Raw genomic sequence first — 22,679 nt, forward strand, 5'->3', positions numbered from 1 at the left:
AATGGCCGGTTTTTACACCGCCGCGCTCAGCAAAACGCCGGCGCTCCATTGGCCTGGTTTGTCACCGCCATGCACAGTCGAGGATATTGCCGCCAACTTCCACGAAGTCAGCGAACTGCGCGATTTCAGTTTGCCGGCACACAACTACGACGAATTCACGATCGCTGCGAAAGTGGCACGCGCGCGCGGCATTCATTCCTGAGTTCGACGCCACAAGAGTACGGGCTCGCGCTGGCCCAACGATCCTGACAGACGACGTGGACGGCCAACTGGCCGTCCGCGATCCTGCATCGTCTGCTGGCTAGGGTAACGCACCCCGGACCTCACGAATGCAAGGTGCAGCTCGGCCACGGTACGCGATGTGCTCGCGGTTGTAGCAAAATCACTCCCAGGCGGCGACGACCCGCGCAAAGTTCTCGATCACCGAATTGCCGGTCTCGTCGGCTGCCTTGGCCGCGACCATCGCGCGCACCATTTCGTTGGTCAAGGTCCGGAACGGGGGCATTTCGGCTAAAACGACATCGACAACGATCGCGGCGACGTCCGCCGACGATTGCCCCTGAGTGGAGAATGCCTGTGCCGAAAGCGCATGGTAATTCTCGGCGATCCGGTCATAGGGGGGCGCCATTGCGGCCAAAGCATGCTTCGATGCCGCATTCGCACTTGTCATGAATTCCGTATTCACCGGCCCGGGTGCGACGACACTCACCCTTATGCCCATCGCCAGCGCGATCGGCGCAAGCGATTCCATCATCCCTTCGACCGCGAACTTGGCCGCGCAGTAGGCGTCATTGAGCGGTTGACCGACCATCCCGCCAACGCTGGTGACGCTGACGATCCGGCCCTTCGCCGCCTTCCGCATGTGGGGAACCACCGCTTTGGTGAGGTTCCAGACGCCGAAGAAGTTGACGTCCATTATCCAGCGGAGGTCAGCGTCGGAAGTCTGCTCAAGCGGAGCGATGATGCCGGCACCCGCATTGTTGACCAGCACGTCGATCCGGCCGTAATCGGCAATCAGTTCGGCCACGCAGGTATCGATCATGGCCGGATCGGTTACGTCAAGCGCACGGATGTCGAGTTCGACACCTGCACTCGCGGCTTCGGCCAGCAGGCCCTGCCGCTTGCCAAGGTCGCGCATCGTGGCAACAACTCGATGGCCCGCCTGGGCCAGGCCGACGGCGATGTGCACGCCGATCCCTGTTGAACACCCGGTCACCAGTACGACCGGTTGACCCGTCATCATCATTTCCTTCCTGGTTGACCGGAGCGCCGCGCCAAAGAGCAGACGTCTGGTATCTGGCAGGGGGCCGGCGCATGAGACATGGACGCCGTGTGCCGACCCTCCCTTGCGGCCCAGCGACGGCTTGTCACCAAGGCTTCAGCCGACCTGCGGTTGCGAGCCAGGTCTCACTGCGCAAGATCGCCCGAAGCCCCGTTACGTCGAACAGCGCCTCAGGCCGCCTTCGGATCGAACAGGACGTAAAGATGCTCCGGAACGCGCATCATGTAGCCGCGTATGGCCGGTTCGGGCATGTCCGGATCAAGACGCAGATTGTGCAGATTATCGATCACTGCATGCAGCGCACGCGTCATCTCAACCCGTGCCAGGTGCTGACCCACGCAGATGTGCGGCCCACGCGCGAACGAATAGTGCGGGTGGCGCGAACGCTTGATGTCGAACCGGTCGGGATCGGGATAAATCGCGGGATCGCGATTGGCCGCGCCGGCAAGCACGTCAAGGAACGAGCCGGCGGGAATTTTCACGCCGGCGATTTCCGTATCCTCCTTTGCGACGCGCAGCTGGCTGAGCACCGGTCCATCCCAGCGCAGTCCTTCCTCGATTGCGGCGGGAATCAGGCTGGGGTCATTGCGCAACGCCTCGAGCTGCTCGGGGTTGCGCAGAAGCGCGGTGAGGAGGATGCTGGTGCCCCGATAGGTTGTGTCGCCTGCCGCGTTCATCAACTGGCGCAGGAAGGACACCAGAACGAGTTCCGGCAGGTGCTCACCGTCAACCTCGGTCGTGGCCAGAAGGCTGATCAGGTCGTCGCCCGGATTGGCGCGGCGTTCGTCGATAAGCGCCTTGAAGTATTCGCCGAGCTTCACGCCGGCTTCCATGGCTTGCGCCATATGCTCGAAATCGGTCTGCCCGATCGCCAGACGCTGGAACGTATCCACGTCGCTACGCGGCAGATCGAGCTGGTGGTAGATGACCTCGAACGGATAGGCGTGGGTGAAATCCTGCACGAGGTCGGCTTTGCCCGACGGCAGGAATTTCGACATCAGGCTCGTCACGACCGGGTCGACGATCGTGTCGCCCCACAATTTGACGTGCTGCGGCAGAAAGATCTTCTGAAAGATCTTGCGCCAGCGACCGTGCACCGGATTGTCCATGACGCTGATGCTGCCCATTCCGAACGTGGGCCCAAGCGTCAGTTCGTAGCCGGAGTTCGAGAAGCGGTTCGCCTCGACGAGAACCTGTTCGACCTCTTTGCTGCCGACGATCGTAAAACTCGGTGCGTCGCCGTAATAGCAGTGGTAGCCGAGAAGGGAGCGGAACGATCCGGGGATGACCGCCCCTTTCGCGCGAAGCTCGTGGATGAACGGATAGGGATCGGCTTCTGACCCGAAATTGTCCTCGTGAGAGAGAAACGGATTGTACGACGGATCGTCGAATTCCTGGATCTTGATTGCGGTGGCCATGGCGTCATCTCTCTCCAAAATGTAGCATCTGCTACATAAGCTGGAGCGCCTGTTTCGTCAACTCGCGGTATCCCGGTTGGCAAGGGGATCGAGTGCTCGATCGACCAGCAGTTCCAGCAGATCGACCAGTTGTTCGCGAGGAGGAGCACCGTCGGGAAACAGCCAGTCGCGCATCAGGACAGTCGAAGCCAGCATGCCGAAGGCAAGGCGAATCGCGAGCCCCATGTCGAAAGGCGGTGCCACGCCCAGGTCTGCGTATTTTTGTGTCTGTTCCGAAGCGGCGGCATTGAAGAATGGCAAGAGGCCGGTGAACGACGGCTCGCCGCCATCGTCTGCAGGCGTTCCTTTTGCGGCCAGCAGTGCAATGAACACGAAATGGTTCTTCTCGAACAATTCGTAAGCGGCCGCGAAATTGCGACGCTCGCCGGTCTTGCGATCCTCGTGCGTAGGATACTGCTCCAGGAACTCCTGCATCAGCCGGTTGAACGGCTGGACGATGACTTCCTCGAACAGGATGGCCTTGCTGCCGTAATAGCGGAACAACAGAGTTTCCGACACATCGGCAACACTCGCGATGCCCCGGGTGGTCGCCCCGTGATACCCTCGCTCCGCAAAGACCTGTCGCGCGGCGTCGCAAATCCGCTCCTCGACGTTTTCGCGCGTGCGACGACGACGACGACCGTCACAGGACGGCGTGCCGTCGCTTTCCGGCTCCTGCCTCAATACCGCTTTCGGTTTGGTCGCGCTCATGCCCGTAGGGTTTTCTTTCATCCATCATCGCACCGCGCCCGCCACTTGGGGCAAGGCATGGCAGCGCGTTGGAAACCCCAAGCGCTCGGCGGTGCTATAGCAGCCAGCGGCGGGGTGCCAAGCGTGTGCCGACTATTACATCAATGCGCTCAACGCCTCGACCGTTTCACTCCGGACAGCGCCCAGCACTGCATGTTCAGCCGCCTTTTCGGCATAACCGGCGAGACAGGGAAAATCTCGCAGGATGCTCTCAACCCCGAAAAGATGCTCGATGATGTCGATCAGCAGCAGGGTCGGCAAGATCATGCAATCGGCCTTGGTGAGCACGCCAGCCGTGGCAAAGGGAGCATCGTCGACGAAATGCTGCACCAGACCAAGACCGTTTCGCAACTGGGCTAGTTCCGCCGCCACGATACCGGCATCTCGCAGCGCCGGATCCATCTGACCGAAGAGGCGAAAGAGGGCGGGCACAACGTAAAGCTCGGTCGTCCGGATCGCATTGCGCATCCGGACGCGGTCCGCCGTTCCGGGCGGGATCAGCGATGGTTCGGGAAACGTGTCCTCGAGATAATCGATGATCGTTTCCGATTCCGCGATGACGAGACCATCGTCAGTGATCAGCACCGGCAGCTTGCCGATCGGATTGATGGCAAGGTATTCGGTCGAACGCGTGCTCCCGCCTGGTAGCGCCACCTGCTCGAACGGAACGCCCTTCACACGTAGCGCCATCCTGACGCGCGCAGCGAAGGGCGAATGGGTCACGGCATGGAGTTTCAATTTTCCGCCCTTCATCTTCAGAGACACGATAGGAACAACGCGGCCCGGATCCGGCTGTCCATAACCGGATCGCCGGCAGTCTAGATTGTCCCGGGCCGACCGATCGCCTCGGTCCCGCCATCCACATAAAGGATCTGCCCGACGAGGTAGCGCCCGCGCAGGGTAGCAAGGAAACTGATGACTTCGGCCAGCTCCTCCGGCTTGCCGTAAGGGCAGTCGGAAAGCGCGATGGGAGTCGCCTCGTCAAGCATGGCGCGCCCTTCCTCGGTCGCGAAGAAAGGCTCGGTCATTGGCGTGAGCGTGCGGCCCGGTGCGACGCCGTTCAGCAAAATTCCCGACCCGGCCCAGTCGGGCGATGTGGCTTCGCGGCGAAGCCACCTCGCGAGCGCATGCTTGCTGCTCGCATATCCCGTCGCTGAGTTTGGATCGACGTTTTCGGCGCGAATCAGCGTCGCGGGCTCGTCGCCCGCAAGGCAGGAATCGACCAGCGCCGGGTCGTAGTCCGTCAGCGAGGCGGTCGACGTGATCGCCACGGCGCGCGGCGCGTCCGACTTCAGCAGCAGGGGCCGCAGCAGTTCGAGGGTCGCGACCGCACCGAAATAGTTGAGCGCCAGGATCGCGGGGACGGGCGCTGGCGCGGGCCTGCCCGCCACCGCGATCACCGCATCGATGCCGTCAGGTGCCAGTGCAGCCACCTCATTCGCCATGGAAGCGCGCCCGGCAGAGGTCGACAGATCGGCCACGACCTCCACTCCATGCAGGTCTACGCCAATGATGCGGTGGCCTTGGCCCTCCAAGGTCGTTCGCGTGGCGCGCCCGATACCCGAAGCCGCACCGGTTATTACTATCGTGCCCATAGCAGCCTGATACTCCGTGTTGATGGACGCGCGATGGCCCGGCCCATTGGCCAGAAGGAGATAAGGCTAGGCCGATGGCCCCGCTGCGCGATGAGGGGACAGGACCACGATGGCAATCGCCAGCAGGACGGCCAGCATGGCATAGACCATGGGCGGGCCGAAGGCGCCGCCCACGATGCCCGCCACCACCGGAAACAAGACTTGCGGCAGATACAGCGCAAGGCTGACCATGCCGGTGGCCGCGCCAGGATCGCCGGCCAGACCGATGGATTCGATCGCCAGTGCGTAAGACGCCGCGCCGAACATCGCCAGCCCTGCCCCCATCAGGCCCAACGCCACGATTATGACCGGAAGCCCGCCGCCCACGAAAAGCAGCACGCATCCCGCGGCGGCGAGCGCCATGGCTAGGAGCACCATGAACTTGGTGCCCAGCCACTTCTGGGCAAAGCCGTAAGATCCCGACCCGACGAGCGAACACATGGCCATGACCGACAACACCATGCCGACCCGCTCCGGGCTTGTGACGCCCTTAGCCGCCAGATAGAATGGTGAATAGATGCTGGTCGAAACGATTGCCCAGCCAACGACCGCTGCGGCGACAAGCAGTTGCGGCGGCACGCCGGCGGTTCGTCCCACCCCCTTCGCCGCCGCGACCGATGATCCGCCGGTCTGCCGGTGACGGGGCAGGAACAGCGCCATGACCGCAGCCGGAAGCAGCATGAGGTGGACAAGAAACGCCGGTCGCCAATCGGCTGCGGCAAGGTTGCCAACGAGCGGATAGGCGAAGATCGCCAGTCCGCCGCCGACGAACGCCGTCAGGCCGTACATGATATGGCGCTGGCCCTCCGGCATTCGCGCGATACCGGCCATCCCTGCGGTAAATGCGCCGGCAACGCCGATGCCAACGAGCACCCGCAAAGCAAGGATGACGATCAGGGAGTCGCTCACGGCGGGGGCGATGCCAGCGATCGTGAAGATCAGCACCGATGCGAGATAGACTGCTTTTACGCCGTAACGACCGACATATCGACCCGCCAACGGCGAGGCCAAAGCAAAGGCCGGCGCTCCGACACTGCCGATCAACTGGATGAGCAAGGCGGCGTTGGGCTGGTCAGCGAAATCGGCTTGCAAGGGAGGCAAGGCGGCGCCCAGCGAAAACAGGCCGACCGAAATGAAGGTCCCGACGATTGCCAGTGCACCCTTGGCCGCCAAGTTGAGCGACGCCCATTCGTCAACTGGGTTTGCTTGCGGGCTTTCTTCGTGCAGGCTTGCCACGTGCTCAGGTTCTCCCGCTTCCCAGGCATTCTCGTGCCCGCTTCTCGCTCTGTGATGCACGCTAGGCGGGCCGCACCTGCGCGACCAGACACTCCCGCCAACGATTATAACCATGATGCCGCGAGCGGCATTTCGGCGGACAGCGCATGTCCGACCTGCCGGGCTGGCAATGGCGCGGCCCATCCGTGGCGATATCAGATAGCAGATCACGTCTGCACTTACGGCCGATGGCAAGGGATTGCGCTTGCAAAAGGTGCGACCGCTCAACAGACTTTGGTCCATGACCAACATTGACTACATCATTGTCGGCGGCGGATCTGCCGGCTGCGTGCTCGCCGATCAGCTTTCGGCGGATCCCGATTGCAACGTCCTGCTCGTGGAAGAGGGTCAGGGGGGCGATGGCTTCCTGGTCGAAATGCCCAAGGGCTTCGGGAAAACGCTGACAGATCCGAAGACCGCGCATTACTACCCGACCGTGAATGCGCGTGAGGGCGGTGCGGGGCCGGAAGTATGGGTCCGCGGCAAGATGCTCGGCGGATCTAGCGGCGTGAACGGCATGGTGTGGAACCGGGGCGTCGCGGCCGACTATGACAGGCTTGGGGAACTGGCGGGCGAGCAGTGGTCGTGGGAGTATATGCGCCCCATCTTCCTGTCGCTGGAAAATCACGCCAGTGGGGCCAGCGAAGACCGCGGTGTCGGTGGGCCGATCCAGGTCAAGACCCACCCCTCGCCCTCGCCGCTGATGAATGCCTGGATCGAGGCCGGCCGCGAAATGGGACTTCCGGTCAAGTCCGACCATTCGGATCCGCGGCAGGAAGGAATCGGGCCGCTGCAGTGGAACATTGACGCCAAGGGACGCCGCGTGTCGGCGGCACGGGGCTTCCTTGCCAGGGCACGCAACCGCCCCAATCTCCGGGTTGAAACCGGCGTGCGGACCGATCGCGTCATCGTCGAAGGGCGTCGAGCGGTGGGCATCGCCGGCACGCGCAGCGACGGCTCCGCGGTGGAGTACCGCTGCCGCGGCGAAGTCATCCTTTCCGCAGGCGCAATCGGATCGCCGCGCATCCTCCAGCTTTCAGGCATCGGCGCGCATGACGACCTGAGAAACGCGGGGATCGACGTGCTGCTCGATAGCCCCGGCATCGGCCACAATATGCGCGAGCACGTTCTCGTGATGATGAACTGGCGGCTGCGGCACATGCGTGACACCGTCAACAATCAGTTCGGAGGCGCCAGACTCCTTGCCAACGTGGCCAAGCATGTCCTCGGCATCAACAACGTGATGAGCTACGGATCGTCGGAGGCGGCGGCCTTCGTCAAGGCCCTGCCCGAGAGCGAGCGGCCGGACAGCCAGCTCATGTACGCGCCCTATTCGCTCGACCCGGCGAAAGGCATGGCGATGGAAGACGAGCCCGGCATGCAGGTATTTACCATGACCTTGCGGCCGCGCAGCGAAGGCCATGTTCTGGTGACGAGCGCGGACCCGGCGGCCATGCTCAACATCGTTCCCAACCACCTCGCGCACGAATACGATCGCCGAGCGGCCGTCGCGCAGTTCCGCTTCGTGCGCAAGCTCATGGCTCAGCCCGCGCTGCAGCCTTTCGTCGTGGGCGAAACCGATTTCACCGCCAAGGCGCAGACCGATGAGGAGATCCTGGATCTCTTCCGTCTCTATGGCGGGGCGGGATATCATGCCACCGCAACGGTGCGGATGGGCCGGGACAATTCCGCGCCCCTCGACGGCCGGCTCAAGCTGCGGGGGATTGAAGGGCTGCGCGTCATCGACTGCTCGGTCTTCCCCGAGATGATTGCGGGCAACACGAACGCCCCGACGATGGGGATGGCGATGCGCGCCGCGCAGCTCGTGCAGGAGGATCGGCGAGAGGCCCGCGCACAGGCGGCCTGAAATCCGCCAGGTGCCAAGAGCTTCTATCCTACCCCGGCGGGAACAGCGCCTTGCAAAGCCGATAAGGGCTGCGTGACGCCGTTCGGCCTGGCCAGGATCCGGGAGACGTGGGAAACAGATCTTCGCTCACCCACCACTTCGGAGATCACAAGGGATTGCTGCGAGCGGTCTCGGAATGGTGCCTTCCCCTCTTCGGCGAATCTGCGGCAAGCCGTTGCGCAAGGGCCGACGCCGCCAGGAAGCTGGGCAATCCCGCAACGGTTCTGCGCGCCGTGGAGAAGCCCGGCTCGTGGTTCTGGATGTTTCCATTCGCCGCTCGCGCCAGATCCAGTCCTGAGCGCCACGTGACAATTTTCGCTGATTTGCTGGATCGAGCCGCAAACAAACGGTATCCCGCGCGCTAGTGCACCCATTGCCGTGCGCCCCGACAGGGCTGACAAGGACAAATCGGATGACGACCTCGACGAGGTTTCCGGTGGCCATTCACATCTTGGCGGGCATCGCTCTCCACGATGGCGAGGCCGTGCGATCGGAGGATCTCGCAGGCAGCATCAATACGAACGCGTCGGTCGTCCGCCGAATTATCGGGCTGCTTACAGATGCAGGCATTACTCGCTCGCAGCTTGGCCAAGGGGGCGGTTCTTTCTTGGCGCGGCCCGCCAACGAGATCACTCTTCTCGATGTGTTGCGCGCCGTCGAGGAGCCCGGCTTCTTCACTCTCCCCCGATCCGAGCCAAATCAGCAATGTTCGCTGGGTCGCAACATTCTGCCCGTGCTTGATGCCGAACTGGGGCGTGTGTCGGCGACCATGGAGGCTGCGCTTGCGAAGACGACGCTGATCGATGTTATCCGGAAGGTCGAAGCCCATGCCGGAAAGCCTTTTGCACCCCAGAATTGGCGCGCCGCTGCCAGGGGTCGATCAACCGCCGCAATCGGCTGAGGCCATCATCGGGCAGACCAGGCGGTCCTGCATTCTCATCCGCCAGCGGGTATCCGACAGGAGAAATGCCGGATCCCTCCGGGACGGAGTGACTGCCAACACGACTGCGTTCGCTTTTCGATGACCCGAAATGCACTCACGTCCGGCGGGCGTGTCACGGCCGAACATGGCGGCGGCATTCCGGCCGTTGCGCCCGGCAGTGCGAGGCCGCGACAATCTCCTACCTGATACATATCAGGCCCGCTGATCCTCCGGCCGAGCCCGCCTTGCGGCCGGATCGCCTGCGCCAGTGAAAAGCCACATAGAGCCAGTCCGTTAAACTTTACTTCTATAACAATGCCTTAAATAGGCCTGAGCGCTTTGCCCATGGCCTGCTTGAGGCCGCAAAGACCTCGCGCGACTACGCTGATCGCGGACTCCTGTCGGGCGGCTCCACCTCGCCGCGCCAAAAAGAGCGATGTCTTTTTGTGCGCACAATAAATACACATTCACCAGCCCTCTAACCTCGACAAGCAGGAGAAGAACATGAAAGTTGCAGTCCTCGGCGCCGGCGGCAAAGCCGGTAAGGAACTTGTCAAGGAATTGCGTTTGCGAGGCCATGAGGTGATCGCAATTGGCCGCAGTGCCGGCAACTTGCCCTCGGGAGAAGGTATCCAAACCCGCGTTGCCGATCTGTCCGAAGCAGATGCGTTGGCCGAAGCGGTCGACGGTGCTGAAGCTGTGATCAGCGCGCTGACCTTCAACGTAACCGCCAACACCATTTTCGAAGGAATGAAGAAGGCAGGAATTGGTCGCCTGATCGTTATCGGAGGCGCGTCCAGCCTCCGCATGCCCGATGGGACGCGCATTTACGATACACCGGGCTATCCCAACGCTCTGGCGCGGTTGGTGTTGCCCGGCATCCACCACCTCGACTGGATGAAACTCGAGCAGGACGTGAACTGGAGCTATTTCTCTCCCGGTCGCATGCTGTTCGAAGGCGAACGCCTGGGCAAGTTCCGGCTCGATACCGACAACCTGATTCTGGATGAAAACGGCGAGAGCAGGATCAGTTACGCCGACGCGGCGATTGCCATGGTCGACGAGCTTGAGCAGAACAAGCATCCGTTCAGCCGCTGGCACGCCAGTTATTGATTTTGCGCCGGGGTCGCCTGCCGACCCCGGCAACCGGCTGGGACCAACTTGCGGCAATTCCGCATCGCCGATGATAGCCAAGCGGGGACGTCGCCTGCAACTCGGTGACATCATCCGCCAATGCTTCGTGCGTTCGGCCTGACCAGCAGGAACAAGCACTCGCTATCGGCTAGCTTGTAGGCTCGATCGCGTGGCTTGGCGCTCTTGGCTTGAGCCTCCGTCAACGGCCTGGGGGTAACGCTCGTTGCGGACGCTCCGCAGGACTAACCTCCCCACCAAATCTGGCTGCATGTGAAAGGCCATCGACGCATGTGGGCGCAAATCATGCGCCGCTCTTTGCCATTCTTCCGATTTCTTGAAAGAATGCGGCAGCTGTCGGAAGCGTCCGGATAAGGGAATGGTAGCGGAGGAGGGACATTTTTTCTAGACTTAACGTATTGCGTATAAATGATATTTTAGAACTCTTGGAATCAAATACCCCCATCGGTACCCCCATAGTCTGGGAAATGCGACAGTCCGCTCCAATCGTAAGTTAGAGTGAACAAATTTGAAGTGCCCTCCCCTCGCCTACCTGTGCAGGCTCTCCGCATCCCCGCACGGCTCGGTTTCTGTCTGGATCGTTGCGTGGTGAATGGCGAAGCGCGTTTCGAGCATGTCGACAACCGCCTGCCGGATCGGCTCCGCCCGATCGGCATCGATCACGGCAACATGCGCGGTCAGGCTGGCGTCGTCGCCTGCGACCGACCAGAGATGAAGGTCGTGAACGCCCGTCACACCCGCGACCTCGCCCATCGCCGCGCGGATCGCCTTGAGGTCAAACCCGCGCGGAACGCCTTGCAAGAGGATGTGCGCAGTGTCGCCGAGCAGGTTCCAGGTGCGCGGCAGCACCCACAGGCCGATGGCGATGGCAACCACCGGATCGATCCAGTTGAGCCGCGTGAAGTAGATCGCGATGGCCGCGCCGATCACGCCGAGCGAACCCAGCATGTCGGCCCAGACCTCGAGATAGGCCCCCTTGACGTTGAGGCTGTCGGCCTTGCCGCCCGCGAGGACGCGCATCGAGATCAGGTTCACCACCAGGCCGATGCTGGCGACGATCAGCATGCCGACGGACTCGACCGGCCGCGGATCGAAGAAGCGCAGCACGCCTTCGACCAGCACGTAACCCGCGACCGCGAACAGCAGGATCGCATTGAAGGCGGCAGCGAGGATCTCGAAGCGGCGATAGCCGAAAGTGCGTTGGTCGTCGGGCGGGCGCTGGCCGATCCTGACCGCCGCGAGCGCGATAGCGAGCGCGGCGCTGTCGGTGAACATGTGCGCCGCGTCGGAGAGCAGCGCGAGGCTGCCGAACACAAAAGCGCCGACCAGCTCGGCAATCAGGAAGGCAGTGGTCAGCCCAAGGGCAATGGCGAGCCGCCGGGTGCTGGCCCCGGCGCCGTGATTGTGGCCTGCGTGTCCGCCGGTCTCCGATTCCTGCTTCTCGGCCATTACTGAGCTCCCGTCTGGTGACCGGCATACCACAGGTCATGGGCGTTGATCCGCAGCCGCGATATTGCCCGCGATGCCTCGGCCCGCGCGGCGGTTTCCGCCTTCAGGGCATCCTGTGCCTGGCGCTCGGCGTAGAGCAGATCGGCAAGGTCCACGCCGCCGAGCCGGTAGCCCTGACGCAGACGGTAGGCGGCCTGTTCACTGCTGGTCCGGGCGTCGACGCTGCGCTGCCATGCCGTCCAGCTGTTGATCGCCTGGGCAAAATCGGTGGCCGCCGCTTCTTCGGCGGTAAAGCGCGCGGCAGCGAATTCGGCGGTCGCGGCGCGCGCTTCGGCATCGGCCTGATCGGCCGAGGCGGACCGGCCCGCGCCGCCGATCGGAATCGAGGCCACGACCCCGATGCCCCTTTCGGCACCGCCGCGTTCACTGAACAGACGCACGCCGAGCGTTGGGTCGGGCGTGCGGTCGCGGCGCGCGCGTTCAGCCAGGATGGTCTGCCGGTCGGCCTCGGCCCGCGCGATCGCCATGCCGTGATCCTGGGCGAGCGCCTGATCTCGCAGTGTTACGAGCATGACCAGCGGCAGCTCTGGGTCCGGCAGGTCCGGCACCTCGACCGGCAGCGGAAGCGACGGGAACTGCACCTCGAGCCGCGAGCGAGCGATCTGGACGCGCGACCGGCTCTGGTCGAGCGCGACCCCTGCGGTTGCCAGTGCCGCGCGCGCCCGGTCGGCATCGACCGGTGCGGCGTCCTGCAGGGCGACGCGGCGTTCGACCGAGGCCAGATCCGCTGTCAGGTTGGCGACCGCAGCTACATTGGCCTTAACTTCTGCACCGGCGGCCAACCAGTCCCACCAGATATCATTGAGCAGTTGCACCGCGCCGTGTCGGGCTCCGGCAATCCGGAAGTCCGCAGCCGACACGCCGAACTCGCCCGCCCGGCGGTCAAGCGCGGCCTTGCCCGGCAGGCGGAATCCCCGCTCGAGCGTCACATCGTATTCGCTGAATTCGCCTTCGCGGTCGATCCGGCGCCGCGCATAGGACCCGCTGACGGTGAACTCATAGGGGCCGGCGCGCTGGCCCCGGGCCGCCCCGCGCGCGGCGTCGCCGCGGGCAATGCTCGCCTGGACCAGGGGATGCTCGTCAACCGCGCGTTCGACGGCTTCGGCGGGCAACAGGGTCGTGACTTCATTGGCCAACGCCGCTCCGGACAACAGCAGCGCGGGCAGGATCAGATAGTGTTTCATGCAGGGTATCCCTCATTGTCGCCCTCGGCTTCGCGCTCGGCGCGGTTCTCGCCGAAGCGCTCGTAGAGCATCGGCAGCAGCACCAGGGTCAGCAGGGTGGATGTGATCAGACCGCCGATCACGACGATCGCCAGCGGCTTCTGGATTTCGGAGCCGGGGCCGGTGGCGAACAGCAGGGGCACGAGACCAAAGCCGGTGATCGCCGCCGTCATCAGCACCGGTCGCAAGCGCCGCTCCGCGCCGCGCCTCACCGCCTCGGCCATGCTCAGCCCGCTTTCGCGCAGCTGCCGGAAGTAGGACACCATCACGAGGCCGTTGAGCACCGCGATGCCGAGCAGTGCGATGAAGCCGACCGAGGCGGGCACCGAGAGGTATTCCCCGGTGACAAGTAAGGCGACGATGCCGCCGACAACCGCGAACGGAATGTTGGCGATGATCAGCAGTGAGGCCCGGACCGAGCGCAAGGTGACATAGAGCACGATGAAGATCAGGATCAGCGCGATCGGCAGCACCACCGTCAGCCGCGCCGAGGCGCGCTGCTGGTTCTCGAACTGCCCACCCCATTCGAGCCGGTATCCGCTAGGAAGCGGTACATTCTTGGCGAGATCGGCCTTGGCCTCATCGACAAAGCCGACCAGATCGCGGCCCGACACGAAGGCCTGGACCAGCGCGAAGCGCGAGCCGTTCTCATGCTCGAGCTTGACCGGACCCTCGGTGCGGGTGACCCGCGCAACATCGCTGACCCGGACACTCATCCCGCTGGGGCTGACAATGGTCTGGTCGGTGAACAGCGTCGGATCGCTCGCCAGCGCTGGATCGCCGCGGATAACGATCGGCACGCGGCGATTGCCCTCTGCCACCACCCCGGCGCGCACGCCTTCGACCTGCGCCCGCAAGGCGTCCTGCAGGTTCTGGACGGGCATGCCGGCGCGCCCGGCAGCCAGCCGGTCGATGTCGAGCTGAAGATACTCGACACTGTCGTCGGCAACCGTAATCACCTCGGTCGCCCCCTCGATCTTGCGCAGCCGCCCGTCGATCCGGGCCGCGAGCTCGCCCAAGACCTTGAGGTCGGGGCCGAACAGCTTTATCGCCAGATCGCCGCGCGAGCCCGTCAGCATTTCGGATACGCGCATTTCGATGGGCTGGGTGAAGGCGTGCTCGAACCCGGGCAGTTCTTCCATCGCTTGCCGGATTTGCTCGATGAGCCAGTCCTTGTCCTGCACACGCCATTCATTGCGTGGCTTCAGGCGCAGGAAAGTGTCGGTATCGTTGAGCGACATCGGATCAAGCCCGAGTTCGTCGCTGCCGACCCGTCCGACGATCTCGAGAATCTCGGGCACCTTGGCCATCAGCAGCTTTTGGACGCGCAAATCGCCTTCGATGCTGTGCTGAAGGCTGATGCTCGGGTGCTTTTCGATCTGCAGCAGCACCGCGCCTTCGTCCATGGTAGGCAGGAAGGTTTTGCCGACGAACGAGTAAGCCGCCACCGCGACCAGCAGAGCAGCACCTGCCGAACTGTAAACCACCGTCTTGCGGGCGAATGCCCAGTCGAGCAGGCGGTGATAGCGCGGCGAAAGCTGGCGCATCAGCCAGGGCTCCTTGTGATCGCCGTCGGCCTTGAGGCCGTAGGAGGCGAGCACGGGAACCAGGGTCAGCGCCAGGACAAGCGAGCTGGCCAAGGCCAGCACGATGGTCATAGCCACGGGTCCAAACAGCTTGCCTTCGAGCCCTTCGAGCGTGAGCAGAGGCAGGAACACGAGTGCGATGATCAGCAGCCCCGAGGCGACCGGCACGACGACTTCACTGGTCGCCACCAGCACGCGGTTGAGTTTGCTCGCATGGGCATGGCCGGGATCGGACAATCGCTCGACGACGTTCTCGATCACCACCACGGCGCCATCCACAAGCATCCCGATGGCGATCGCCAGCCCGCCCAGGCTCATCAGATTGGCCGACATGCCGAACTGCTTCATCAGGATGAAGGTCACCAACGTGGCCATCGGCAAGGCTGCGGCAACGATCAACGAAGCGCGGATATCGCCGAGGAACAGCAGCAGCAGAATGACCACCAAGATGGTCGCTTCAAGCAGAGCTTCCTCGACCGTCCCGACGGCGCGGCCGACAAGTTCCGAGCGGTCATAGAAGACATTGATCGTCATGCCCTTGGGCAGGCTGCGCTGGACTTCGGCGACGCGGTCCTGGACCTCGCGCACGACCTTGCTGGCGTCGGAGCCCTTCAAGGCGATGACAATACCCTGCACGGCCTCGCCGGTGCCGTTGCGGGTCACCGCGCCGTAACGGGTGAGACTGCCGGTACCGACCGTCGCGACATCGCTCAGCCGAAGCACACCATCCTTCTGGGCTTTGACCACAACCGACCGCAAATCGTCCTCGGTCTTGATTGCACCGACGGCACGCACGATCAGCGCTTCGTCGCCGACCGAAAGCCGCCCGGCACCGTCGTTGCGGTTTCCCGCCCCGATCGCCGTGGCAATATCGTCATAGGTGAGGCCCGCCGCCGCCATCAGATTGGGATCGGGCCGGACCTCGAAAGTCTCGGCCCGTCCGCCGAGCGAGTTGACATCGGCGACACCCGGCACGGTGCGCAGCGCCGGCCGGATCGTCCAGTCGAGCACGCGCCGCTTTTCAGCCAGGCTTTGCGGGCCTTCCAGCGTGAACATGTAAACGTCGGTCAGCGGCGTCGCGATCGGCGCCATCCCGCCTTCAACCGATGGCGGCATGTCTTCCATGATCCCGGTCAGGCGTTCGTTCACCTGGCTGCGCGCCCAGTAGACATCGGTGCCATCCTGAAAATCGATGGTGATGTCGGCGATGCCGTATTTGGCGATGGAGCGCAGGATCGCCTGCTTGGGAATTCCCAGCATTTCCATCTCGATCGGGGTGATGACCCGGCTCTCGACCTCCTCGGGGGTCATGCCGGGGGCCTTCAGGATGATCTTCACCTGGGTCAAGGAAATGTCCGGAAAGGCATCGACCGGCAGATTGAGAAAGGACCAGCCGCCGATACCGGCGAGCGCGAGCGCGAGGCCCAGCACGGCGAGCCGCGCCGAGAGCGAGAGTTCTACGAGACGACGCAGCATGGTCTATTCGCCGCCCAGCGTCATTTTGATCTCGGTCAGACCCGAGATGGCGATCACTTCGCCTGCTGCCAGGCCCTCGACAATAACCGTGACGCCGTCTGCGCTGCCGCCGACGACTACGACACGCTTTTCAAAACCCTTGGCGGTTCTGACGAAGACTACGTCTGCCCCGTCGAGGCGAGTGACGGCATTGGAGGGGACAGCGATGGCACTCTGCTGCGCACCGGCGATGATCGACACCATCAGCGCCTTGCCGGCGATCATGCCGGGAGCCGCACCGATACTGGCTTTGGCGAGCACGCTGCGCGTGTCGGGATCGATCGCGGAACCGACCGACAGAATTTGCCCGGAGATGTTTCCGGGGAGTGTCACCGTCATGCCGGGCTTGACCAGTCCGGCGAGCCGTTCGGGAACCTGGATATCGAGCTGGTAGGCGTTGCTGGCGTCGATCACGAATGGCGCGACGGTGCCGTCGACCGGTCCGCCGGTCTGCACTGCCACTGTCGAAACCCGGCCGCTGATCGGCGCGCGCAGCGTGATCAGGCCGCCGCTGCCTGCCCCCGAAAGGCCCAGGATGCGCGAATTCTCTGAAACGTCCGCCTCGGCCTGACGAACTGCGGCCTGCGCTTCCTGTGCGCGCGCACCGGCGATCACGCCTTCGCGGGCGAGCTGTTGCTGCCGGGCGGCATTGGCGCGGGCATATTCAAGTTGCGCTCTCGCCCGGGTCAGGTTTGAGCCGACCTGCAGGGCATCGCGGCTCACCATGGTGGCGAGCGGCTGTCCGCGCGTGACGGTCTGTCCGGGGATCACGAAGACCTGCCGGATCGCCCCGGGGAATGATGCGGTGACGGCGACCCTCGCTTCGGGCGGCAGCGACACCGTCGCGGGCATCGTGCCCAGCGGCACGCCGGTCGCGACCTGCACTACTGCCGTCTTGACACCCATGCGCTCGAGCTGCGCGAGGTTCAGTGGCTTGGTCGCGTCCCCCGGCTGCGCGGCGGCGGTTTCGGATGCAGGCGAGGCGGGGCGCAAGAGCCACCACCCGGCGGCGACAACAGCCACCAGCGCCGCAAATGCGGCAATTCGAGTACGCAATGACATTGAAGAAAGCTCCCAACCGGACAGAATCTCGCTGGTGGGAACCCCCGCCGCGAAGTTGTGTCGATCAGGCGGAGGGAGGCTGGGTCGGGGGCGCCTGCGCGTGCGAGACGAGCAACCGGGTGGCGGCCGGCCGGACAATCGCTTTACCGGTTACGTCCACCAAGCAGATGTCGGGGCCAGTTGCGGTCAGGCCGATGGTGCAGTGATGATGCGCCGCGGTTTCCCCCGGCATCCCTGACACGGGCTTCTTCGAGTCATCGCCGGTTGCCGGATTGCCCACGTGCACGTCGATGATGTCGGAGACGTGCACATCGGCATCGCCCTGCGCATGGGCAAGCGCGGGCGCAATCACCCCGCCGAACAGGACGGCCAGAATCAGCAGCAAAGAGAGTAGACGATCCCGCATTACTTGTCCGCTAGCACGCGTGCTGCGGTGCGGCAAAGAAAGTTTGCGAAATTTCCCCCGATCAGGACCGGATGCAACCGGCAATATTTGCGCGAACGAACGGACATCCGATCAAAGCCGAACAATGCTTGGCGGGCGACGCTCCGAACGAAGCTCATCGCGCGCATGCAGGACAATTTGCGCACCGCCGCTGATCGCAAGCACGGCCATTATGCCGGCGACAACCAGGTCGGGCCAGGCGTTCCCGGTCCGGAACACGCCGAGCGCCGCGACCATCACCGCGATGTTGCCGATGGCGTCGTTGCGCGAGCAGATCCACACCGAGCGCATGTTCGCATCGCCGCTGCGAAAGCGGTACAGCAGCAGGGCAACGCCGACATTCGCTGCAAGCGCCAGCGCCCCGACAATTCCCATCGTGGCGGGCTGGGGCGCGGCACCGTTCAAGAATGCAAGCATTGCGGTTGCCAGCACCCATGCCCCGAAGCCGAGCAGCGTCAGTCCTTTCACGAGAGCGGAGCGTGCGCGCCAGACCAGCGCCATGCCGGCAACTGTCAAACTGATCGCGTAATTGGCGCTGTCGCCTAGAAAATCGAGCGCATCGGCCTGGAGCGAACGCGAATCCGCAGCGGAACCGGCAACGAATTCGGCCGCGAACATGGCGGCATTGACGCCCAGCGCGATCCACAAGGCCCTTCGCCAACGCGGATCGTTGAGTGCGGATTTGGTCCCGCAAGCGCTTTCGCAGCAACTGTCCGCCATCAGGTTCCTCCTCGATTCATTCGAGTCGGCCCTGCATATGCACCCTGTAGCAACTACAGGGTCAAGCGCGATTGTTCAGCACGATGTGCAGTCGCTGCCCTGCTGGATCGGCGGGCATTTTACCGTGCCGTAGGAACAGAACACGCAGCAGTCGCCCGGCAGAGGGCGCAGCACCGCGCCGCAGCCGGTGCAATCGTAGAAAAACCGGCACGCATTGGTCGGCATGGTCTCGGTCTTCGACGTGCCGCAATTGGGGCAGGTCAAGGTCGATTGAAGGACAATCTCTGCCTCAGACATACATGTAACCCCCAACGAGCAGGCCTGCTCCGATCAGCAGGCCTGCCAGCAGGCTCAACCGCAGCCACTTCGGCGTGCAGATCGCATCGGGGCCGCAACGCGCGGCGGTGCGCTGCATGCGCCACAACAGCGCCGCCGAGACAATGAGCGACACCAGGCTGACGATCATCAACGTGTTTCGGTAAGGCAACGATACCATTGCAATACCTGTCAGCCAGGCGGTCCCGATCCCCGCCGTTGCGAGCAGGATCGGCAGGGCGCAGCAAGCGGCGACGCCGAACGCGGAGACCACACCGCCGACGATCAAGACCAGCGCGCTGCGTCGCTCGGTCCTGTCGGACACGGTTCGCGTCAGTTCTCCCATGGTCTTCTCCTTGCCAAATCGAGACCCTGCTCTACCGTCTGTAGTCGCTACAGACTCAAGAACTATTTTCGGGAGCTGGAATGTGACTCAACCGGCAATCGCAATCGGCGCGCTCTCCCGGACGTGTGGATGCAACATCGAGACGATCCGGTATTACGAGCGGATCGCGCTCATGCCCCGTGCGGAGCGCCGTGGCCGATATCGTGTTTACGCCGAAACCGATGTCGCCCGCCTGCGGTTCATCAAGCGCGCACGCGGACTGGGTTTCTCGATCGACGAAATCCGCACCCTGCTGGAACTTTCCACCTCCGATGCGGCGACAAGCCGGAATTCATGTTCGAACGCCCGGCAGCTCGCATCGACCAATCTGAGCTCCGTGCGCTCCCGGCTCGATGATCTGAAACGGATGGAAGCGGCGCTTTCCGCCGCGATCGCCGCCTGCGATCGGGACGCGTTCACAGGCTGCCCGATCCTCGACGCCCTTGCTGGCGCCGACACCGCCTGGTCGGACGCCAGCCCGGGGAACGCCCCATGAAAATCGGCGAACTCGCCAGGGCGACCGCAACCAAGGTTGAAACTGTCCGGTTCTATGAGAAGGCCGGGTTGCTCCCGCCGCCTGCGCGCACCGATGCCAATTATCGCAGCTATGGCCCCGCGCACCTCCAGCGCCTGTCATTCATTCGCCGCGCGCGCGATCTCGGATTCAGCCTCGATGCCGTGCGCGACCTGCTCGCGCTCGCTGATGATCGCGGCAGGCCCTGCGCGGCGGTCGATGCAATCGCGAGCGGGCACCTCGCCGAGGTGGAACGCAAGATTGCCGACCTGACTGCGATGCGCGGGGAACTGCGACGGGTCATTGGAAGCTGCCGACACAATACGGTCGCGGACTGCAAGATCATCGAAACGCTGGGCCCGCGCTCCGATGAATAAGGTTCCCCGCACGGTCTGGGCGCTGGGTGTGGTCAGCCTGCTCATGGATCTGTCGTCGGAAATCATTCATGCGCTGCTGCCCCTGTTTCTGACGACGACGCTGGGCGTGAGTGTCGCGATGGTCGGCCTGATCGACGGGATCGCCGAGGCGACTGCCTCGATCAGCAAGGTATTTTCAGGCTACGTCTCGGACCGGATCGGTCGCCGCAAGCCGCTGATCCTGCTGGGCTACGCGCTGGGTGCGCTGTCCAAGCCTTTGTTCGCGCTGGCCGGATCGGCATCGGTGGTGCTCGGCGCGCGCTTTGCCGACCGGATCGGAAAAGGCCTGCGGGGGGCGCCGCGCGACGCGCTGGTGGCCGACGTGACCCCCGAAGCCATTCGCGGGCGCGCCTTCGGGCTGCGCCAGTCGCTCGACACGGTCGGGGCCTTCGCCGGACCGTTGCTGGCGATCGCACTTATGGCGATATTTGCGAACGACATGCGCCGCGTCTTCTGGATCGCGGTAATCCCGGGCGCGCTGGCGGTGCTCTGCGTTGTCTTTTGGGTCAAGGAACCGCGCGAACATACAGACCACGGCAAAGCGATGCCGCCGGTTGCCCTTGCCGACCTTAGGGTTCTCGATCGATCATTCTGGACCGTCGTCGTGATCGGTGTCGTGTTTTCGCTCGCCCGGTTCAGCGAGGCGTTTCTGATCCTCAAGGCAGCGGACGAAGGATTGCCGCTGATGTTCGCCCCCGCCGTCCTTATCGCGATGAACGTGGTCTACGCACTCGGTGCCTATCCGGCCGGGGTGCTCTCGGACCGATATCCAGCGTCTGTGCTGCTCGGTGCAGGACTGGCGGCATTGATCCTCGCCGATCTGGCGTTAGCCCTATCGCGCGGCCTGATCGGTGCTTTTACCGGGATAGCGCTCTGGGGCCTGCACATGGCGCTGACCCAGGGACTGATGGCCAAGTTGGTCGCCGACCGCGCGCCGCGTGAACTGCGCGGGTCGGCGTTCGGGCTGTTCAACCTCGCCAGCGGTATAGCGATGCTGGTCGCGAGCGTCCTTGCCGGACTGCTGTGGGACATGGCCGGGCCGCGCGTGACGTTCCTTGCCGGTGCCAGCTTGGCAACGATTGCCGCAATCGCATTGCTGGGAAGTAATGGGCTTCGCAAGAACGGGGTGCCGACAAACAACGCTTAGACCAACCTGCTCCCCCCATAACTTGCGGCGTAGTTGTAGTTTCGAACTTTCTTCAGGCAGCCATCTGGCGAGCAGAGATCACGCTTGCCCGGTGCCGGTAGCGGGGGCAAGGATACGAACATGCTGTCTGTTCTCGCCAATCGCACTTATCGCCATCTCCTGGGAGCGCAAATTATTGCGCTGATCGGCACGGGGCTTGCGACTGTCGCGCTCGGACTGCTTGCCTTCGACATCGCCGGGGGCAATGCCGGTGCGGTGCTGGGAACAGCGCTCGCGATCAAGATGGTCGCCTATATCGGGGTTGCGCCGGTGGTCGGTGCCTTCGCCGACCGACTGCCGCGCCGCGCCTTCCTCGTCGCGATGGACCTGGTGCGCGCTGCCGTGGCGCTCAGCCTGCCGTTCGTCGATCAGATCTGGCAGATCTATGTCCTGATCTTCGTGCTGCAATCGGCCTCAGCTGCGTTCACCCCGACATTCCAGGCTACGATCCCCGACGTGCTGCCCGACGAGGGCGACTATACCCGCGCCCTGTCGCTCTCGCGGCTGGCCTACGACATGGAAAGTTTGATCAGCCCGATCCTTGCGGCAGCCCTGTTGTCGGTGATCAGTTTCCACTGGCTGTTCGCGGGGACTTCGATCGGCTTCATCAGCTCGGCGCTGCTGGTGGTCTCAGTCGCTCTGCCGCGCTCACCCGCCCAACCGCGCGCTGGCGGGATCTGGACCAAGACCACCCGGGGCCTCAGGATTTACCTCAAGACGCCCCGCCTCAAGGGGCTGCTCGCACTCAGCCTTGCTTCGGCGGCGGCAAGTTCGATGGTGATCGTCAACACCGTCGTCATCGTGCGCGGTGGGCTCGGCTTCGGTCAAAGGGAAGTCGCGCTAACCCTCGCAGCCTATGGCTTCGGCTCGATGCTCGCCGCCTTCTTCATTCCGCGACTGCTCGACAAGGTCAGCGATCGGACGCTGATGGCAAGTGCGGCGGTGCTGCTGACCGCCGGTCTGGCGGCAATGGCGCTGCTGACCGCCGTGTTCGGGAAGGGCACGGGCTATTGGCCGCTGCTGCTGGCGGGCTGGTTCGTCCTCGGCATCGCCTATTCTTTGAGCGTCACCCCGTCAGGCCGGCTGTTGCGGCGCTCGGCCAATGCCGACGACCGGCCCGCGGTCTTCGCTGCGCAATTCGCGCTCAGCCACGGCTGCTGGCTGATCTGCTACCCCCTTGCCGGACAAGTCGGTGCCGCGTTGGGCCAGGTCGCGGCTTTCGCCGTGCTGGCGCTGGTCGCGGGAATTGGAACGGTCGCGGCCCTATGGCTCTGGCCTTCGCGCGATCCCGAATCGCTCGCGCACAGTCACGACGATCTACCGCCCGATCATGCCCATCTGCGCGAACATCACGAACACGGCCAATCCACTGCCCATGCCTTCGTGATCGACGATATTCACCCGGACTGGCCGCGCACGGCCTGA

Annotated in this window: 22 protein-coding genes; 8 read left to right on the forward strand and 14 right to left on the reverse strand. The window is 63.9% G+C overall.

All coding sequences use genetic code 11. From position 1 onward, the window contains the following. A partial coding sequence (locus tag AC3WLD_RS17265; protein WP_492558216.1) for a hypothetical protein occupies positions 1 to 202 on the forward strand: 202 nt, incomplete at its 5' end. 180 nt (positions 203 to 382) lie between these two features. Here the strand turns inward: AC3WLD_RS17265 and AC3WLD_RS17270 are convergent. The 6 genes from AC3WLD_RS17270 to AC3WLD_RS17295 all read right to left on the reverse strand — a co-directional run bounded on the left by AC3WLD_RS17270 (position 383) and on the right by AC3WLD_RS17295 (position 6,626). Beyond that, positions 383 to 1,240: an SDR family oxidoreductase gene (locus AC3WLD_RS17270; RefSeq protein ID WP_492558217.1), complete on the reverse strand. Its 858-nt coding sequence runs from the start codon at positions 1,238 to 1,240 to the stop codon at positions 383 to 385. A 212-nt stretch (positions 1,241 to 1,452) separates the two neighbouring features. Further along, on the reverse strand, positions 1,453 to 2,700 hold the full coding sequence (locus AC3WLD_RS17275) for a cytochrome P450 (RefSeq protein ID WP_492558218.1): 1,248 nt from the start codon (positions 2,698 to 2,700) through the stop codon (positions 1,453 to 1,455). A gap of 57 nt (positions 2,701 to 2,757) precedes the next feature. After that, positions 2,758 to 3,471, reverse strand: coding sequence for a TetR/AcrR family transcriptional regulator (locus AC3WLD_RS17280; protein WP_492558219.1), 714 nt, complete (start codon positions 3,469 to 3,471; stop codon positions 2,758 to 2,760). Positions 3,472 to 3,585: 114 nt separating this feature from the next. Further along, a complete protein-coding gene (locus tag AC3WLD_RS17285) occupies positions 3,586 to 4,254 on the reverse strand; it encodes a glutathione S-transferase family protein (RefSeq protein ID WP_492558220.1) in 669 nt (222 codons plus the stop codon). 53 nt (positions 4,255 to 4,307) lie between these two features. After that, on the reverse strand, positions 4,308 to 4,970 hold the full coding sequence (locus AC3WLD_RS17290; protein ID WP_492558221.1) for an SDR family oxidoreductase: 663 nt from the start codon (positions 4,968 to 4,970) through the stop codon (positions 4,308 to 4,310). A gap of 180 nt (positions 4,971 to 5,150) precedes the next feature. Beyond that, a complete protein-coding gene (locus tag AC3WLD_RS17295; RefSeq protein WP_492558222.1) occupies positions 5,151 to 6,626 on the reverse strand; it encodes an MFS transporter in 1,476 nt (491 codons plus the stop codon). A 13-nt stretch (positions 6,627 to 6,639) separates the two neighbouring features. Here AC3WLD_RS17295 and AC3WLD_RS17300 point away from each other — a divergent pair, with 13 nt between their 5' ends. The 3 genes from AC3WLD_RS17300 to AC3WLD_RS17310 all read left to right on the forward strand — a co-directional run bounded on the left by AC3WLD_RS17300 (position 6,640) and on the right by AC3WLD_RS17310 (position 10,339). After that, the gene (locus AC3WLD_RS17300; RefSeq protein WP_492558280.1) at positions 6,640 to 8,265 is read left to right on the forward strand and encodes a GMC family oxidoreductase; all 1,626 of its coding nucleotides are present in this window, start codon (positions 6,640 to 6,642) and stop codon (positions 8,263 to 8,265) included. 451 nt (positions 8,266 to 8,716) lie between these two features. Continuing rightward, on the forward strand, positions 8,717 to 9,205 hold the full coding sequence (locus AC3WLD_RS17305) for an Rrf2 family transcriptional regulator (protein WP_492558223.1): 489 nt from the start codon (positions 8,717 to 8,719) through the stop codon (positions 9,203 to 9,205). Between the two features lie 525 nt (positions 9,206 to 9,730). Then, positions 9,731 to 10,339 (forward strand): NAD(P)-dependent oxidoreductase, encoded by a 609-nt coding sequence (locus AC3WLD_RS17310; protein WP_492558224.1) that lies wholly within the window; start codon positions 9,731 to 9,733, stop codon positions 10,337 to 10,339. Between the two features lie 567 nt (positions 10,340 to 10,906). Here AC3WLD_RS17310 and AC3WLD_RS17315 read toward each other — a convergent pair. The 8 genes from AC3WLD_RS17315 to AC3WLD_RS17350 form a co-directional block, all read right to left on the reverse strand. Further along, on the reverse strand, positions 10,907 to 11,827 hold the full coding sequence (locus AC3WLD_RS17315; protein ID WP_492558225.1) for a cation diffusion facilitator family transporter: 921 nt from the start codon (positions 11,825 to 11,827) through the stop codon (positions 10,907 to 10,909). Beyond that, complete coding sequence (locus tag AC3WLD_RS17320) at positions 11,827 to 13,071, reverse strand: TolC family protein (protein WP_492558226.1); 1,245 nt, start codon at positions 13,069 to 13,071, stop codon at positions 11,827 to 11,829. The genes AC3WLD_RS17315 and AC3WLD_RS17320 overlap by 1 nt, the downstream gene beginning before the upstream one ends. After that, entirely contained in the window at positions 13,068 to 16,172 is a 3,105-nt protein-coding gene (locus AC3WLD_RS17325) for an efflux RND transporter permease subunit (RefSeq protein ID WP_492558227.1), read from the reverse strand. The genes AC3WLD_RS17320 and AC3WLD_RS17325 overlap by 4 nt, the downstream gene beginning before the upstream one ends. Positions 16,173 to 16,175: 3 nt before the next feature. Then, positions 16,176 to 17,273 (reverse strand): efflux RND transporter periplasmic adaptor subunit, encoded by a 1,098-nt coding sequence (locus AC3WLD_RS17330; RefSeq protein ID WP_492558228.1) that lies wholly within the window; start codon positions 17,271 to 17,273, stop codon positions 16,176 to 16,178. Between the two features lie 64 nt (positions 17,274 to 17,337). After that, entirely contained in the window at positions 17,338 to 17,679 is a 342-nt protein-coding gene (locus AC3WLD_RS17335) for a hypothetical protein (RefSeq protein WP_492558229.1), read from the reverse strand. Between the two features lie 111 nt (positions 17,680 to 17,790). After that, the gene (locus AC3WLD_RS17340; protein WP_492558230.1) at positions 17,791 to 18,438 is read right to left on the reverse strand and encodes a cation efflux transmembrane domain-containing protein; all 648 of its coding nucleotides are present in this window, start codon (positions 18,436 to 18,438) and stop codon (positions 17,791 to 17,793) included. Between the two features lie 75 nt (positions 18,439 to 18,513). After that, a complete protein-coding gene (locus tag AC3WLD_RS17345; RefSeq protein ID WP_492558231.1) occupies positions 18,514 to 18,735 on the reverse strand; it encodes a GDCCVxC domain-containing (seleno)protein in 222 nt (73 codons plus the stop codon). Continuing rightward, positions 18,728 to 19,099 carry a mercuric transporter MerT family protein gene (locus AC3WLD_RS17350; protein ID WP_492558232.1) on the reverse strand — a complete coding sequence of 124 codons (372 nt, stop codon included), beginning with the start codon at positions 19,097 to 19,099 and terminating at the stop codon, positions 18,728 to 18,730. The genes AC3WLD_RS17345 and AC3WLD_RS17350 overlap by 8 nt, the downstream gene beginning before the upstream one ends. On the opposite strand from AC3WLD_RS17350, the gene AC3WLD_RS17355 reads away from it, so the two are divergent. The 4 genes from AC3WLD_RS17355 to AC3WLD_RS17370 all read left to right on the forward strand — a co-directional run bounded on the left by AC3WLD_RS17355 (position 19,098) and on the right by AC3WLD_RS17370 (position 22,679). Continuing rightward, on the forward strand, positions 19,098 to 19,634 hold the full coding sequence (locus AC3WLD_RS17355) for a MerR family transcriptional regulator (RefSeq protein ID WP_492558233.1): 537 nt from the start codon (positions 19,098 to 19,100) through the stop codon (positions 19,632 to 19,634). The two genes, AC3WLD_RS17350 and AC3WLD_RS17355, sit on opposite strands and share 2 nt — an antisense overlap. Further along, complete coding sequence (locus AC3WLD_RS17360) at positions 19,631 to 20,029, forward strand: MerR family transcriptional regulator (RefSeq protein WP_492558234.1); 399 nt, start codon at positions 19,631 to 19,633, stop codon at positions 20,027 to 20,029. Before AC3WLD_RS17355 ends, AC3WLD_RS17360 begins: the two co-directional genes overlap by 4 nt. After that, positions 20,022 to 21,215 carry an MFS transporter gene (locus AC3WLD_RS17365; RefSeq protein ID WP_492558235.1) on the forward strand — a complete coding sequence of 398 codons (1,194 nt, stop codon included), beginning with the start codon at positions 20,022 to 20,024 and terminating at the stop codon, positions 21,213 to 21,215. The genes AC3WLD_RS17360 and AC3WLD_RS17365 overlap by 8 nt, the downstream gene beginning before the upstream one ends. Positions 21,216 to 21,335: 120 nt before the next feature. Continuing rightward, on the forward strand, positions 21,336 to 22,679 hold the full coding sequence (locus AC3WLD_RS17370; protein WP_492558236.1) for an MFS transporter: 1,344 nt from the start codon (positions 21,336 to 21,338) through the stop codon (positions 22,677 to 22,679).

It is taken from the genome of Novosphingobium sp. FW305-C-111 (assembly GCF_058783565.1).